Origin of the sequence: Streptomyces sp. PU-14G (assembly GCF_041028275.1) — a bacterium.
Classification (GTDB): domain Bacteria; phylum Actinomycetota; class Actinomycetes; order Streptomycetales; family Streptomycetaceae; genus Streptomyces.
This window is the reverse complement of sequence record NZ_JASKYT010000052.1, coordinates 15,291-30,272: the sequence shown is the minus strand read 5'-3', so window position 1 is coordinate 30,272 and position 14,982 is coordinate 15,291. Positions and strand designations below refer to the sequence as shown.

Genomic DNA, 14,982 nt, shown 5'->3' with positions numbered 1-14,982 from the left:
TACCTGCTCGTCGTCCACGGCGGCGACGGCCCGCCCACGCTCCTGACGCTCCGCGTCGTCCGCGGGCACGGCCGCGACCAGCACGCCCAGCTCGGGACGGTGCACCTCGACCCCGACGAGGCGGCCCGCGCGCTGGAGGCCGCCGGGGTCGAGGTGCACCGTCCCGAGCTGGGCGTGCTGGTCGCGGCCGTGCCCGCGGACGACGCGGAGCGTCAGGAGCGTGGGCGGGCCGTCGCCGCCGTGGACGACGAGCAGGTACGGCTGCGCTCCGCGGTCAAGTCCCGCGACGGCTTCTTCACCACCTTCTGCATCAGTCCTTACTCCCGCTACGTCGCCCGCTGGTGCGCCCGCCGGGGGCTGTCCCCCAACCAGGTCACCACCGCCTCGCTCGTCACCGCGCTGATCGCCGCCGCCTGCGCGGCCACGGGGGAGCGGTGGGGCTTCGTGGCGGCCGGCGTGCTGCTGATCGCCTCGTTCGTCCTGGACGCCGCCGACGGCCAGCTCGCCCGCTACGACCTCCAGTACTCCAAGCTGGGCGCCTGGCTGGACGCCACCTTCGACCGCGCCAAGGAGTACTCCTACTACGCGGGCCTGGCGCTGGGCGCCTCCCGCGGCGGCGATGACGTGTGGGCGCTGGCGCTCGGCGCCATGCTGCTGATGACCGCGCGGCACACCGTCGACTTCTCCTTCAACGAGGCCAGCCACGACGACTCCGCCAACAGCAGCCCCACGGCCGTGCTCTCCCAGCGGCTGGACTCCGCCGGCTGGACGGTGTGGGTGCGCCGGATGATAGTGCTGCCCATCGGCGAGCGCTGGGCCCTCATCGCCGTCCTGACGGCCGCCACCACGCCGCGCGTCACGTTCATCGTGCTGCTGGTCGCGGGCGCCTTCGCCGCCTGTTACACGACCGCGGGGCGGCTGCTGCGCTCCGTGCGCCGCAGGGCCCGCACCGACCGCGCCGCCGAGGGGGTACGCGCCCTCACCGACAGCGGCCCGCTCGCCGAGCTCGCCGCCCGGGCACTGCGCCCGGTACGCCTTCCCAGCCTCGGCGCGCCCGCGCTCGCCCTGCTGGGCGGCGCCGTGATCCTGGCCACCGCGTGGGCCACGCCGCTGGGCAGCTACTGGCCGGTCGTGGCAGCCGCCGGGTACGCGCTGTGCTCGGGCGTGGTGCTCGCCCGGCCGCTCAAGGGCCCGCTCGACTGGCTGCTGCCCCCGATCTTCCGCATCGCGGAATACGGCACGATCCTGGTGCTGGCCGCACGCTCCGAGGCCGACGGCGCGCTTCCCGCGGCCTTCGGGCTGGTCGCGGCTCTCGCCTACCATCACTACGACACGGTGTACCGCATCCGCGGTGGCACCGGAGCGCCTCCGCACTGGCTGGTGCGGGCGGTCGGGGGGCACGAAGGACGGACCCTGGTGGTCGCCGTCGTCGCCGCCCTCTGGCTGGGCGGCGGGCACCCCGAGGGCTTCCTCTTCGCGCTGACCGCGCTCGCCGTGGTCATCGCGGTCCTGGTGCTCGCCGAGAGCATCCGTTTCTGGGTGTCCTCGCAAGCACCCGCAGTACACGACGAAACAGGAGAACCCGCATGATCGGCCTCGTGCTGGCCGCCGGCGCCGGACGGCGTCTGCGCCCCTACACCGACACACTGCCCAAGGCCCTGGTGCCCGTGGGCCCTGGAGAGGAGGGGGAAGCGACCACCGTCCTCGACATCGCCCTGGCCAACTTCGCCGAGGTCGGTCTCACCGACGTCGCGGTCGTCGTGGGCTACCGCAAGGAGGCCGTCTACGAGCGGCAGGCCGAGCTGGAGGCCAAGCACGGCGTCAAGCTCACCCTGATCGACAACGACAAGGCCGAGGAGTGGAACAACGCCTACTCCCTCTACTGCGCCCGTGAGGTCTTCAAGGAGGGCGTGCTGCTGGCCAACGGCGACACCGTGCACCCCGTCTCCGTCGAGAAGACGCTGCTGGACGCGCGCGGCAACGGCCAGAAGATCATCCTGGCGCTCGACACCGTCAAGGACCTGGCCGACGAGGAGATGAAGGTCGTCGTCGACCCGGAGAAGGGCGTCCAGAAGATCACCAAGCTGATGGACCCGGCCGAGGCCACCGGCGAGTACATCGGGCTGACCCTCATCGAGGCCGAGGCGGGCGCCGAGCTGGCCGACGCGCTCAAGGCCACCTTCGAGAAGGACCCGCAGCTCTACTACGAGGACGGCTACCAGGAGCTGGTCAACCGCGGCTTCACGGTCGACATCGCCCCGATCGGCGACGTCAAGTGGGTCGAGATCGACAACCACGACGACCTCGCCAAGGGCCGGGAGATCGCATGCCAGTACTGACCCGCCTCATTCCGTCGCCGGTCGTCGTGGACATCTCCCGCGGCGCTCTGGACGACCTGGCGGGCCTGTTGGCCGATCAGCGGATCTCCACCAACGGCAAGCTCGCCTTCGCGATCAGCGGCGGCTCGGGCGCGGCGCTGCGCGACCGGTTCGCGCCGCTGCTGCCCAACGCCTCCTGGTACGAGGTCGGCGGCGGCACCCTGGACGACGCGATCAAGCTCGCCGACGCGATGAAGTCGGGGCGCTACGACGCGGTGGTCGGGCTCGGCGGCGGCAAGATCATCGACTGTGCGAAGTACGCGGCGGCCCGCATCGGGCTGCCGCTGGTCGCCGTCGCCACGAACCTGTCGCACGACGGCCTGTGCTCGCCGGTCGCCACCCTCGACAACGACGCGGGCCGCGGCTCCTACGGGGTGCCCAACCCGATCGCCGTCGTCATCGACCTCGACGTCATCCGCGAGGCGCCCGAGCGCTACATCCGCTCCGGCATCGGCGACGTGATCTCCAACATCTCCGCGGTCAAGGACTGGGAGCTCGGGCACGAGCAGCGCGGCGAGGCCATCGACGGGCTCGCCGCCGCCATGGCCCGTCAGGCGGGAGAAGCGATCCTGCACCACCCCGGGGACGTCAGCGACGACGGCTTCCTCCAGGTGCTGGCCGAGGGCCTGGTGCTCACCGGCATCTCGATGTCGGTCGCGGGCGACAGCCGTCCCGCGTCGGGCGCCTGCCACGAGATCAACCACGCCTTCGACCTGCTCTACCCCAAGCGGGCCGCGCCCCACGGCGAGCAGTGCGGACTCGGCGCCGCCTTCGCCACCTACCTGCGGGGGGACAAGGACACGGCCAAGCTGATGGTCGAGGTGCTGCGCCGGCACAGGCTGCCGGTGCTGCCCGCGGACATCGGCTTCGACCGCGACGAGTTCGTCGAGGCCGTCGCGTACGCACCGCAGACCCGCCCCGGGCGCTACACGATCCTCGAACACCTCGACCTGTCCACCGACCAGATCAGGGACGCGTACGCGGACTATGCACAAACCATCGGTAGCTGAGCTGCGGCCGGTCGTTCACCCCGAGGGTGTGAAGGACCGGCGCAGCGGTGAGCACTGGGCCGGCCGGCTCTACATGCGCGAGATCTCGCTGCGGGTGGACCGGCACCTGGTGAACACCCGGGTCACGCCCAACCAGCTGACGTACGTGATGACGCTCGCCGGCGTCCTGGCGCTGCCCGCGCTGCTGGTGCCCGGGATCGCCGGGGCCGTGCTCGGCGTGCTGATGGTCCAGCTGTACCTGCTGCTCGACTGCGTCGACGGCGAGGTGGCCCGCTGGAAGAAGCAGTTCTCGCTGGGCGGGGTCTACCTGGACCGGGTCGGCGCCTACCTGTGCGACGCGGCGGTGCTGGTCGGCTTCGGCCTGCGCGCCGCCGACCTGTGGGGGAGCGGACGGATCGACTGGCTGTGGGCCTTCCTGGGCACCCTGGCCGCGCTCGGCGCCATCGTGATCAAGGCGGAGTCCGACCTGGTCGGTGTCGCCCGGCACCAGGGCGGGCTGCCGCCGGTCAAGGAGTCGGCGTCCGAGCCGCGCTCGTCCGGGATGGCGCTGGCCCGCAGGGCCGCGGCGGCGCTGAAGTTCCACCGGCTGGTCCTCGGCATCGAGGCGTCGCTGCTGATCCTGGTGCTGGCGGTCGTGGACCAGATCCGCGGGGACCTGTTCTTCTCCCGGCTGGGCGTCGCCGTCCTGGCGGGCATCGCGGTCCTCCAGACGCTGCTGCACCTGGTGTCCATCCTCGCCTCCAGCAGGCTGAAGTGACAGGAGGCGAAGTGACGCGGGACGCAGGGACGATGCGACTGGGCGCCGTGGTGCTGACCATGGGCAACCGCCCCGAGGAGCTGCGCGCGCTGCTCGACTCGGTGGCCAAGCAGGACGGCGAGAAGATCGAGGTGGTGGTCGTCGGCAACGGCGCGCCGCTGCCCGAGCTGCCCGACGGTGTCCGCACGGTCGAGCTGGAGGAGAACCTCGGGATTCCCGGGGGCCGCAACGTCGGCATCGAGGCGTTCGGGCCCTCGGGCCGCGAGGTGGACGCGCTGCTCTTCCTGGACGACGACGGGCTGCTTCCCTCGGCCGACACGGCCGAACTGGTGCGCGAGGCCTTCGCGGCCGATCCGGGTCTCGGCATCATCAGCTTCCGCATCGCCGACCCGGACACGGGTGTGACCCAGCGCCGCCACGTGCCCCGGCTGCGGGCCTCCGACCCGATGCGCTCCTCGAAGGTGACCACCTTCCTCGGTGGCGCCAACGCCGCCCGCACCCGCGTACTGGCCCAAGTCGGCGGTCTCCCCGACGAGTTCTTCTACGCCCACGAGGAGACCGACCTGGCCTGGCGTGCGCTGGACGCGGGCTGGGGCATCGAGTACCGCGCCGACATGGTGCTGCACCACCCCACCACGGCGCCCAGCAGGCACGCGGTCTACCACCGCATGGTGGCCCGCAACCGGGTCTGGCTCGCCCGCCGCAACCTTCCGGCCCCCCTCGTCCCCGTCTATCTGGGCGTCTGGCTGCTGCTGACCCTGGCCCGCCGCCCCTCCATGCCGGCGCTGAAGGCGTGGCTCGGCGGCTTCAAGGAGGGCTGGACGACACCCGCGGGCCCCCGCCGCCCCATGCGGTGGCGTACGGTATGGCGTCTGACGCGGCTCGGACGCCCGCCCGTGATCTGACAAGCTCTCCCTTTGAGAGCATCGGCTCCCAAACACCTGCGCAGTGTGAGGACGAAAGTTTCCATCGTGAGCGAGACAACCCACGACAGTGCCGTTGGTGTGACGCCCCCGCCGTCACCGGACGACGGTCTGACCCCGGCCGAACTCGCGGCCAAGTACGGCCTGTCGGTGAGCGGGGCGCGCCCCACGCTGCCCGAGTACGTGCGGCAGCTGTGGGCGCGGCGGCACTTCATCCTCGCCTTCTCCCGGGCGAAGCTGACGGCGCAGTACAGCCAGGCCAAGCTGGGCCAGCTGTGGCAGGTCGCCACCCCGCTGCTGAACGCGGCGGTCTACTTCCTCATCTTCGGCATCATCATGGGCGGCCGCGAGGGGATCCCCGGCGGGCAGAACCGCTACATCCCGTTCCTGGTCACCGGGGTGTTCGTCTTCACCTTCACCCAGACCTCGGTGCTCAACGGGGTGCGGGCGATCTCCTCGAACCTGGGGCTGGTGCGGGCGCTGCACTTCCCGCGCGCCTCGCTGCCCATCTCGATCTCGCTCCAGCAGCTCCAGCAGCTGCTGTTCTCGATGATCGTCCTGGTCGTCATCCTGCTGGGCTTCCGCGAGCTGCCCGGTCTCTCGTGGCTGCTGATCATCCCGGTCCTGGTCTGCCAGTTCGTCTTCAACACCGGCCTCGCGCTGATCATGGCGCGGCTGGGCAGCAAGACCCCCGACCTGGCGCAGCTGATGCCGTTCATCACCCGCACCTGGCTGTACGCCTCGGGCGTGATGTTCTCCCTGCCGTACATGCTCACCAAGCACAACGCGCCGGACTGGCTGGTCGACGTGATGCAGGGCAACCCGGCCACGGTCTACATGGACCTGATGCGGTACGCGTTCATCGACGAGTACGCGGCTTCCGACATGTCGCCGCTGGCCTGGCCGCTCGCGGTCGTCTGGGCGGTCGTGATCGGCATCGGCGGATTTGTTTTCTTCTGGAAGGCGGAGGAGCGTTATGGCCGTGGCTGAGCAAACCGAGCGCAGCGGAGCGTCCGCCGAGTCCGGTACGAAGACCGAGGCCCAGGCCGAGCAGACCCCGGCCCCGTGGGTGCCGACCGTCGTCGCCGAGGACCTGCACATCGTCTACCGCGTCTACGGCGGCGCCAAGGGCAAGGGCAGCGCCACCGCGGCGCTCAACCGGATCATCCGCCGCAAGCCGGGCGGCGGCATGCGCGAGGTGCACGCGGTGCGGGGCGTCAGCTTCACCGCCTACCGCGGCCAGGCCATCGGCCTGATCGGCTCCAACGGCTCCGGCAAGTCCACGCTGCTGAAGGCCGTCGCGGGGCTGCTGCCGGCCGAGCGGGGCCGCGTCTACACCGACGGGCAGCCCTCGCTGCTGGGCGTGAACGCGGCGATGATGAACGACCTGACGGGCGAGCGGAACGTCGTCCTCGGCGGCCTGGCGATGGGCATGTCCCGCGAGGAGGTGCAGCACCGCTACCAGGGCATTGTCGACTTCTCCGGGATCAACGAGAAGGGCGACTTCATCACCCTGCCGATGCGCACCTACTCCTCCGGTATGGCGGCCAGGCTGCGCTTCTCGATCGCCGCGGCCAAGAACCACGACGTCCTCATGATCGACGAGGCGCTGGCCACCGGCGACAAGAAGTTCCAGAAGCGCTCCGAGGCCCGCATCCGCGAGCTGCGCAAGGAGGCCGGGACCGTCTTCCTCGTCAGCCACAACAACAAGTCCATCCGCGACACCTGCGAACGGGTGCTGTGGCTGGAGAAGGGCGAGCTTCTCCTCGACGGGCCCACCGACGAGGTCCTCAAGGAGTACGAGAAGTTCACCAGCAAGTAGCTCGCTGTCCAGCGGCGCGCCGAACGGCGAGTGGCCCGCGTCCCCGGCCGGGGACGCGGGCCACTCGCCGTTCGGGGGAGCCGGTTCACACCCCCGAGTGCACCGGCTCCCGGTCCTCTTCCGCGGTCTTGGAGCCGTCCTCGGCCGTCCCGCCAGGACCCGCCTCACTCAGCCCGACCTTGGCGTGGAGCCGCCGCAGCGGCCCGGGCGCGTACCAGGCGGCGCGTCCCAGCAGCCGCATGGCGGCCGGTACGAGCACGCCGCGCACGGCGACGGCGTCGATCAGGATGGCGAGCCCGCTGCCGAGACCGAACATCTGCAGGAAGGAGATCCCGCTGGTGGTGAAGGCGAAGAAGCTGACCGCCAGCAGCCCCGCCGCCATGGTGACGAGGCGTCCGGTGCGGGAGAGACCGCCGGCCACGGCCTCCCGGTCGTCGGTGCCCGCGTCGTGCAGTTCCTTGATGCGGCTGGTCACGAAGACCTCGTAGTCCATGGACAGCCCGAAGACGATGCAGAACATCAGCACCGTCATGGAGGTGTCCATCGGCATCGCGGTGAAGCCCAGCACCGAGGACAGGTGGCCGTCCTGGAAGACCCAGACCATGGCGCCGATGGCCGCCGTCAGGCTGATCGCGTTCAGCACCAGGGCCCGCAGCGGCTGGACGACGCTGCCGGTGAACAGGAACAGCAGCACGAACGTCGAGCCGAGGACCCACAGCACGGCCGCGGGCAGCTTGTCGGCGAGGGCGGTCTTGGAGTCGATGAGCGCCGCGTCCTGGCCGCCGACGAGCACGTGGGCACCGTCGGGGCCCGGCATGGCGCGGATGTCGCGGACGAGGTCGGCCGCCGCGTCCGAGGCGGGGGTGGTCTTCGTGGTGACGGTCAGCCGGTGGATGCCGTCGCGCTCGAAGGACGCGGCCGAGGCGTCGGGCTTGCGCACGGCGTGCCCTTCGGCCCAGGTGCCGGTGGCGCTCCTGACGCGGACGACGCCCTCCAGCTTGGAGACGTCGGCGGCGTACCGGGCGACGGCCCGCTTTCCGGCGCTCTCCTCGGTGACCAGGGCGATGCTCGCGGCGTCGTTGCCCGCGAAGTCCTGCTGGAGCACGGTGGAGACCTGGCGGCTCTCGGCGGTCTCGGGCAGCACCCGCTCGTCGGGGGAGCCGAACGTGGCGCCCAGCAGCGGGCTCGCGGCCAGCAGCAGGACGGCCAGCACCGGCAGGCCTGTCAGCGCAGGCCGCCGCATGACGGTGGCCGCCACCCTCCGCCACAGCGGGGCCTCGGGGCGGCGTACGGCGTCGGCCCACGGCAGCCGCCCCTTGTTGACCCGCTCGCCGAGCACCGCCAGCAGGGCGGGGACGATCAGCAGCGCGGCCAGTGCGGCGATGGCCACCACCCCGATGCCCGCGTACGCGAAGGAGCGCAGGAAGAACGGGGGGAACAGCAGCAGCGCGGCGAGTGCGGCGATCACGGTGGCGGCGGAGAAGAGGATGGTGCGCCCCGCTGTGCGCACGGTCGTGCGCAGTGCCTGCGCCGTCTCGTCGCCCGCGCCGAGCCGCTCGCGGAACCGGCTGACCAGCAGCAGCCCGTAGTCGATGCCAAGCCCCAGGCCGAGCGCCGTGGTGAGGTTGACGACGAAGACGGAGACGTTTGTGATGCTGCCCAGGACGTACAGCTCGGCGAAGGTGCCCAGGATGGCCACGATCCCGATGGCCAGGGGCAGCAGGGCCGCGACGAGGCTGCCGAAGGCGATGATCAGCAGGACGAGCGTCACGGGGACGGCGATGGCCTCGGCCAGCGCGAGGTCCTCGGAGACCTGCGTGGTGATGTCGCCGTTCAGCGCGGCCGGGCCGCCCGCCTGGACGCGGACCGGGCCCTTCTCGCCGGTCCACTCGTCGGTCACCTCGGTGATCCGTTCGGTGTCGGCGTCGTCCATGTGGGCGAGTACGAGGGCGCGGTCGGCGTCGCGTGAGGTGAGCGCCGAGCTCCCGGGAGCCCAGTAGGAGGTCACCTGGGAGACGCCCGGCTCGGCGCGCAGGCCGCGGGTCAGCTTCTCCCCGGCCTGTTCGACGGCGGGCGCGTCCAGGTCGCCGTCCTTGGCGGACACGAGCAGGACGAGGTTGTTCTCGCCGCCGAACTTCTCCTCGATCAGTGCGGCGGCCCGTGAGGAGGGCGAGGCGGGATCGTCGAATCCGCCGCCTTTCAGCTTGCCGAAGGTGCCGAAGCCGACGGCGGCGAGGGCCACCACCGCCAGCAGGGCGAGCAGGAGCACGGTGCGTGCCCTGCGGTGGGTGAAGTCGGCTGTGCGGTCGAGCACGTGGTTCCCCCCGGTGGATGTGGGCGGTGCGGTGGCGGGCGGCGGTCCGCCGATGTTGACGCCGTCAACATGATGATGACGACGAATGTTATCCCCGTCAACATCGGGCAGGATGGACGCCATGGAGGCGAACAGTGCAGCGACAGGGCGGGTGGCCACCGGCAAGGCCAGGGCGAGCGGCGGCAAGGAGGGCCGCTACCACCACGGCGACCTGCGCAACGCGTTGATCCGGGCCGCCATCGAACTGGCTGCCGAAGGCGGCCCGGACGCCGTGGTGCTGCGCGCCGCCGCCCGCAAGGTCGGCGTCTCCGCCACCGCCGCCTACCGCCACTTCGAGGGCCAGAGCGATCTGCTGGGCGCCGTCAAGGAGTACGGCCAGCAGCGCCTGGTCGCCTGCATGGAGTCGGTCGGCCGCGCGAACGAGGGCGCGGGCCCGCAGGCGGCCAAGGACCGCATGATGGCGCTCGGACGCGGCTACGTGCGCTTCGCGCGGGAGGAGCCCGGCCTCTACCGCACGGCCTTCTGCCGCAAGGTCCTCGGTGCCGTCGGCATCACCGATGAAGGGGGCCTCGCCGACGCAGACGGGGGGCAGCCGGGCTGGGAGACCCGCTCCTTCGAGCTGCTCACCGAGACGCTGGACGACGCCGTCACGGCCGGCCTGATCGCACCGGAGCGCCGGCCCGGGGCCGAGCTGAGCGCCTGGGCCATGGTGCACGGGGTGGCCATGCTCTTCCTCGACGGTCCCCTCGGCACGCTGACGGACGAGGAGTCCGCCTACGTCATCGACCGAGCCCTGGGCGACATCATCGCCGGTCTGATGTCCCCCTGAGGGGTGATCACGAATGTCAGGACCGGGATGGTGACCCACCGCACGGGGGATTGATGTACGGCGTAAGCTGTTTCGGTGCTGATGCGCGGTAAGTCGGGCGAGTCGGCCCTGGCCGAGCTGTGCCACGGGCTGCTTCCGCAGGCCAGCGCGTGCGGCGTGTCCGAAATAGGATGTTCTGGCGCGGCGGTGTAGAAACGGAGATGTGACGGCAATGGCCATGGGCAGCACGTGGTGACCGCGGAGGAGGACGCGCACGCGAGCGCGGTGCTCTCCAAGGCCAAGGCGGAGAACTTCCCGGTGGCGCCGCGCTTTCTTCCCCGCGAGTGGCGGGACGACCTGATGGCCGTCTACGGATTCGCCCGCCTGGTCGACGACATCGGCGACAGCGACCTGACCTTCGGTGCCGAGCACGCCGTCGCCCTCGGCCTGGCGCCCGAACAGGCAGGCGACCCGCTGGCCATGCTCGACGCGTTCGAATCCGACCTTCACCGTGTCTTCACGGGTTCCGCGGGTTCCGCGGGTTTCGCGAGTCCCGCGGGTCGTACGGGCTCCGCGGGCTCCGCAGGTCGTGCGCGTACCGCCGCCGCGGCGCGTGAGCCCGGCCATCCGCTGCTGCGCGCCCTGGTGCCCACCGTCCGTCGCCGAGGCCTGACCCCCGAGCCGTTCCTCGCCCTGGTCGAGGCCAACCGGCAGGACCAGAAGGTCCGCCGCTACGCCACCTACGCCGAACTGCTGGCCTACTGCGAGCTGTCGGCCAACCCCGTCGGCCACCTCGTCCTGGCCCTCACCGGCACCTCGACGCCCGAGCGGGTGCGCCGCTCCGACGCGGTCTGCACCGGGCTGCAGATCGTCGAACACCTCCAGGACGTCGCCGAGGACCTGGCCCGCGACCGGATCTATCTGCCGGCCGAGGACATGGACCGCTTCCACGTCAGCGAGTCGGACCTGGCGGCCCCCACCGCGAACGCCTCCGTACGCGCCCTGGTCGCCTTCGAGGCCGACCGGGCGCTGGGCCTGCTGGACGAGGGCACACCGCTGGTGCGCAGCGTCCACGGCAGGCTCAGGCTGCTGCTCGCCGGATTCACCGGCGGTGGCCGGGCGGCGGTCGGAGCGCTGCGGGCCGCACGGTACGACGTACTGGCAGGGGCTCCCCGGGCGGGCGCCGCGAGCGTGCTGCGCGAGTCCTGGGCGAGTCTGCGAGGAGAGGGGTGACCGGGACGGTGGGGAAGACAGCGAGGACCGCCGGAGCGGACCGGGCCACGGCGGCCGGGTCCGCGCAGCAGCTCCCGGGGCCTGTGAGCGCCGCCTACCGCTACTGCGAGGCCGTCACGGGGCAGCAGGCCCGCAACTTCGCCTACGGCATCCGGCTGCTGCCCGGGCCCAAGCGGCAGGCCATGTCCGCGCTGTACGCCTTCTCCCGACGCGTGGACGACATCGGCGACGGCGATCTGCCCGCCGAGGCCAAGCGCGAGCGCCTGGAGCGCACCCGGGAGGTGCTCGGACGGGTCAAGGACCGCCGGGTCCGGGACGACGACACCGACCCGGTCGCCGTCGCGCTCAGCCACGCGGCGGACCGCTTCTCCCTCCCGCTCGACGCGCTGGACGAGCTCATCGACGGCGTCCTGATGGACGTCACAGGCGCCACCTACGAGACCTGGGACGAGCTGAAGGTCTACTGCCGCTGCGTGGCAGGGGCCATCGGGCGGCTCTCGCTGGGTGTCTTCGGCACGGTGCCCGGCGCGCGGGACGCCGCCCGCGCCCCCGAATACGCCGACACCCTGGGGCTGGCTCTCCAACTCACCAATATTCTCCGGGACGTTCGGGAAGACGCGGAGGGCGGGCGTACGTACCTTCCCTCGGAGGACCTCGAGAAATTTGGCTGTGCCGCGGGATTCAGGAGCACTGCGGTGCCGGACGGCGCCGACTTCACCGGACTGGTGCACTTCGAGGTGCGGCGCGCACGGGCACTGTTCGCCGAGGGATACCGGCTGCTGCCGATGCTCGACCGGCGCTCCGGCGCCTGCGTCGCCGCCATGGCGGGGATCTACCACCGGCTGCTGGACCGCATCGCGGCCGACCCCGCGGCCGTCCTGCGCGGTCGCGTCTCCCTGCCGGGACGGGAGAAGGCCTACGTGGCGGTGCGCGGCCTCTCCGGGCTCGACGCCCGGCAGGCCTCCCGGCGGAGCGCCTGATGACCGCCACCACGCGGCGTGGCGCAACCCGCCGCCCGGATGCGGCGTCCCAGCGGGCGCGGACGGCGGCACCCGGCAGCCGGCCCGAGGGGAGGAGCGTCCATGACAGCGGACGACGCACCGTCCGGTGACCGTCCCGCCGGCTCCCGGCGCGCCGTGGTGCTCGGCGGCGGCATCGCCGGGACGACGGCGGCACTGAGACTGGCCGAAGCGGGCCTGGAGACCACCCTGGTGGAGACCAGGCCCCGGCTCGGCGGACTCGTCTTCTCCTTCCGCCGCGACTCCGCCGCCGGGCCGCTGAACGTCGACAACGGCCAGCACGTCTACCTGCGCTGCTGCACCGCCTACTCCTGGTTCCTGGAGCGCGTCGGCGCCGCCGGGCTCGCGCCCCTCCAAGACCGGCTCGACGTCCCCGTGCTGGACGTCGGCGGCAGGCGGCCCCGGCTGGGCCGCCTGCGGCGCACCGGGCTGCCCGTACCGCTCCACCTGGCGGCGAGCCTGAGCACCTACCCGCACCTGTCGGCGGCCGAGCGCGCCTCGGTCGCCCGCGCCGCGCTCGCGCTGGGGAATCTCGACCCGGCCGACCCCGCGCTCGACGCCGTCGACTTCGGCACCTGGCTGCACCGGCACGGCCAGTCGCCGCGCGCCATCGAGGCGCTCTGGGACCTGGTGGGCGCCGCCACCCTCAACGCCCGCGCCCCGCACGCCTCCATGGGACTGGCCGCCATGGTCTTCCGCACCGGGCTGCTCAGCGACCCCGGCGCGGCCGACATCGGCTGGGCCCACGTGCCGCTCGGCGACATCCACGACGTGCTCGCCCGCACCGCCCTCGACAAGGCGGGGGCCCGCACCCTGCTGCGCACCCGGGCGCGCGCCGTCACCCGGACGGACGACGGGGGCTGGCGGGTGACGGTCGACCAGGGGGCCGACGGCGCGCGCGAGCTGACCGCTGACACCGTGGTGTTCGCCGTACCGCAGCGGGAGGCACACAGGCTGCTGCCGCCCGGCGCCCTCGCCGACCCGGGCAGGCTGCTGGACATCGGCACCGCGCCCATCCTCAACGTGCACGTCGTCTACGACCGCAAGGTGCTGCGCCGGCCCTTCTTCACCGCGCTCGGCACCCCCGTGCAGTGGGTCTTCGACCGCTCCGGCGCCTCCGGGCTCACCGGCGGCGGGCAGTACCTGGCGCTGTCCCAGTCCGTCGCCCACGAGGAGATCGACCTGCCGGTCGCCACCTTGCGCGAGCGGTACCTGCCCGAGCTGGAGCGGCTGCTGCCCGCCGCGCGGGGCGCGTCAGTGCGCGACTTCTTCGTCACCAGGGAGCGCACCGCCACGTTCGCGCCGTCGCCCGGGGTGGGGCGCCTGCGCCCCGGCGCGCGCACCTCGTCGCCCGGCCTCTACCTCGCCGGCGCGTGGACCGCGACCGGCTGGCCCGCGACCATGGAAGGCGCCGTCCGCAGTGGGGCGCAAGCCGCGCGTGAGGCTCTCGTCGCGCTGGGCCGTCCGTACGGGAAGGAACCGGTCCCCGGCATCGAAGGAAGGGCGCATGAGCACCACTGACGCAGCAAGCACCGCCGGCCAGGGCCGGCCGGCCGACCCGACAGCACCGCACCAAGGAGACCCTGTGATCCCGGCGAAGCCGCATCTCGCAAGCGCCGAGAACGACGACGGCGAGAGCGCCACGAGCGAGGAGACCGGCAGCAGGGCAGTGACGGCGCTGCTGGAGCGAGGGCGCACGCTCACCACGCCGGTGCTGCGGGCGGCCATCGAACGGCTGGCCCCGCCGATGGACACCGTCGCCGCCTACCACTTCGGCTGGATCGACGCCGCGGGCCGCCCCTCCGAGGCGGCCGGCGGCAAGGCGGTGCGGCCCGCGCTCGCACTGCTGTCCGCGGAGGCCGCCTCGGCAGCGCCCGAAGCCGGCATCCCCGGCGCCGTCGCCGTGGAGCTGGTGCACAACTTCTCCCTCCTGCACGACGACCTGATGGACGGCGACGAACAGCGCCGCCACCGCGACACGGTCTGGAAGGTGCACGGTCCCGCCCAGGCCATCCTCGTCGGCGACGCGCTGTTCGCGCTGGCCGGCGAGATACTGCTCGAGCTCGGCACGGTGGAGGCAGGACGGGCCACCCGCCGGCTGACCACGGCCTCCCGCAAGCTCATCGACGGGCAGGCGCAGGACATCTCCTACGAGCACCGCGACCACGTCACGGTGGAGGAGTGCCTGGACATGGAGGGCAACAAGACCGGCGCGCTGCTGGCCTGCGCCGCCTCCATCGGCGCTGTGCTGGGCGGCGCAGACGACCGCACAGCGGACGCGCTGGAGGCCTACGGCCACCACCTGGGCCTCGCCTTCCAGGCCGTCGACGACCTGCTCGGCATCTGGGGCGACCCCGAGGCCACCGGCAAGCAGGCCTGGAGCGACCTGCGGCAGCGCAAGAAGTCGCTGCCGGTGGCCGCCGCGCTCGGCTCCCCGGGCCCGGCCGCCGCCCGGCTCGCCACGCTGCTGTCGGCCGACGCGACCAAGAGCCAAAGCGAGTTCGAGGACTTCCACGAGACGGAGTTCGCCGAGCGGGCCGCCCTCATCGAGGAGGCCGGAGGCCGCGAGTGGACCTCCCAGGAGGCCCAGCGCCAGCACACCACGGCCATCCAGGCGCTCGACTCCATCGAGATGCCGGGCCGGGTGCGCGAGCAGTTCGTCGCGCTCGCCGACTTCGTCGTCGTACGGCAGAGGTGAGTGCCCCGGCACCACACGGC

General features: G+C 72.3%; 13 protein-coding genes. 12 read left to right on the top strand and 1 reads right to left on the bottom strand.

The features are described 5' to 3' along the window. From AB8Z75_RS09355 to AB8Z75_RS09325, 7 genes are all read left to right on the top strand, one after another. On the top strand, nucleotides 1-1,590 hold a 1,590-nt coding region (locus AB8Z75_RS09355), incomplete at its 5' end, for a DUF5941 domain-containing protein (RefSeq protein ID WP_369200952.1). After that, complete coding sequence (locus AB8Z75_RS09350; RefSeq protein WP_369200951.1) at nucleotides 1,587-2,339, top strand: sugar phosphate nucleotidyltransferase; 753 nt, start codon at nucleotides 1,587-1,589, stop codon at nucleotides 2,337-2,339. The genes AB8Z75_RS09355 and AB8Z75_RS09350, both read left to right, overlap by 4 nt. Then, on the top strand, nucleotides 2,327-3,388 hold the full coding sequence (locus AB8Z75_RS09345) for an iron-containing alcohol dehydrogenase family protein (protein ID WP_242756034.1): 1,062 nt from the start codon (nucleotides 2,327-2,329) through the stop codon (nucleotides 3,386-3,388). The genes AB8Z75_RS09350 and AB8Z75_RS09345 overlap by 13 nt, the downstream gene beginning before the upstream one ends. Beyond that, entirely contained in the window at nucleotides 3,366-4,145 is a 780-nt protein-coding gene (locus AB8Z75_RS09340; RefSeq protein ID WP_369200950.1) for a CDP-alcohol phosphatidyltransferase family protein, read from the top strand. Before AB8Z75_RS09345 ends, AB8Z75_RS09340 begins: the two co-directional genes overlap by 23 nt. Nucleotides 4,146-4,177: 32 nt before the next feature. Beyond that, nucleotides 4,178-5,050 (top strand): glycosyltransferase family 2 protein, encoded by an 873-nt coding sequence (locus AB8Z75_RS09335; protein WP_369200955.1) that lies wholly within the window; start codon nucleotides 4,178-4,180, stop codon nucleotides 5,048-5,050. A gap of 66 nt (nucleotides 5,051-5,116) precedes the next feature. Beyond that, entirely contained in the window at nucleotides 5,117-6,058 is a 942-nt protein-coding gene (locus tag AB8Z75_RS09330; RefSeq protein WP_369200949.1) for an ABC transporter permease, read from the top strand. Then, nucleotides 6,045-6,890 (top strand): ABC transporter ATP-binding protein, encoded by an 846-nt coding sequence (locus AB8Z75_RS09325; RefSeq protein ID WP_369200948.1) that lies wholly within the window; start codon nucleotides 6,045-6,047, stop codon nucleotides 6,888-6,890. The genes AB8Z75_RS09330 and AB8Z75_RS09325 overlap by 14 nt, the downstream gene beginning before the upstream one ends. A gap of 85 nt (nucleotides 6,891-6,975) precedes the next feature. On the opposite strand, the gene AB8Z75_RS09320 is transcribed toward AB8Z75_RS09325, so the two are convergent. Beyond that, nucleotides 6,976-9,204: an MMPL family transporter gene (locus tag AB8Z75_RS09320; RefSeq protein WP_369200947.1), complete on the bottom strand. Its 2,229-nt coding sequence runs from the start codon at nucleotides 9,202-9,204 to the stop codon at nucleotides 6,976-6,978. Between the two features lie 121 nt (nucleotides 9,205-9,325). Between AB8Z75_RS09320 and AB8Z75_RS09315 the strand changes: the two genes are divergently transcribed. The 5 genes from AB8Z75_RS09315 to AB8Z75_RS09295 all read left to right on the top strand — a co-directional run bounded on the left by AB8Z75_RS09315 (nucleotide 9,326) and on the right by AB8Z75_RS09295 (nucleotide 14,962). Continuing rightward, a complete protein-coding gene (locus AB8Z75_RS09315) occupies nucleotides 9,326-10,033 on the top strand; it encodes a TetR/AcrR family transcriptional regulator (RefSeq protein WP_369200946.1) in 708 nt (235 codons plus the stop codon). A gap of 228 nt (nucleotides 10,034-10,261) precedes the next feature. Further along, nucleotides 10,262-11,245: a squalene synthase HpnC gene (gene hpnC, locus AB8Z75_RS09310; protein ID WP_369200945.1), complete on the top strand. Its 984-nt coding sequence runs from the start codon at nucleotides 10,262-10,264 to the stop codon at nucleotides 11,243-11,245. 83 nt (nucleotides 11,246-11,328) lie between these two features. After that, nucleotides 11,329-12,225: a presqualene diphosphate synthase HpnD gene (gene hpnD, locus AB8Z75_RS09305; RefSeq protein ID WP_369200954.1), complete on the top strand. Its 897-nt coding sequence runs from the start codon at nucleotides 11,329-11,331 to the stop codon at nucleotides 12,223-12,225. 102 nt (nucleotides 12,226-12,327) lie between these two features. Beyond that, nucleotides 12,328-13,785, top strand: coding sequence for a hydroxysqualene dehydroxylase HpnE (hpnE, locus tag AB8Z75_RS09300; RefSeq protein ID WP_369200944.1), 1,458 nt, complete (start codon nucleotides 12,328-12,330; stop codon nucleotides 13,783-13,785). Continuing rightward, the gene (locus AB8Z75_RS09295; RefSeq protein ID WP_369200943.1) at nucleotides 13,772-14,962 is read left to right on the top strand and encodes a polyprenyl synthetase family protein; all 1,191 of its coding nucleotides are present in this window, start codon (nucleotides 13,772-13,774) and stop codon (nucleotides 14,960-14,962) included. Before hpnE ends, AB8Z75_RS09295 begins: the two co-directional genes overlap by 14 nt. Nucleotides 14,963-14,982 lie beyond the last annotated feature (20 nt).

Excerpts from the sequence above, each read along its gene's own strand:
- hpnE (WP_369200944.1), top strand. The coding sequence starts at position 12,328 with ATGACAGCGGACGACGCACCGTCCGGTGACCGTCCCGCCGGCTCCCGG.
- AB8Z75_RS09335 (WP_369200955.1), top strand. The coding sequence starts at position 4,178 with ATGCGACTGGGCGCCGTGGTGCTGACCATGGGCAACCGCCCCGAGGAG.
- AB8Z75_RS09315 (WP_369200946.1), top strand. The coding sequence starts at position 9,326 with ATGGAGGCGAACAGTGCAGCGACAGGGCGGGTGGCCACCGGCAAGGCC.
- AB8Z75_RS09350 (WP_369200951.1), top strand. The coding sequence starts at position 1,587 with ATGATCGGCCTCGTGCTGGCCGCCGGCGCCGGACGGCGTCTGCGCCCC.
- AB8Z75_RS09295 (WP_369200943.1), top strand. The coding sequence starts at position 13,772 with ATGAGCACCACTGACGCAGCAAGCACCGCCGGCCAGGGCCGGCCGGCC.
- AB8Z75_RS09345 (WP_242756034.1), top strand. The coding sequence starts at position 2,327 with ATGCCAGTACTGACCCGCCTCATTCCGTCGCCGGTCGTCGTGGACATC.
- AB8Z75_RS09340 (WP_369200950.1), top strand. The coding sequence starts at position 3,366 with ATGCACAAACCATCGGTAGCTGAGCTGCGGCCGGTCGTTCACCCCGAG.
- AB8Z75_RS09325 (WP_369200948.1), top strand. The coding sequence starts at position 6,045 with ATGGCCGTGGCTGAGCAAACCGAGCGCAGCGGAGCGTCCGCCGAGTCC.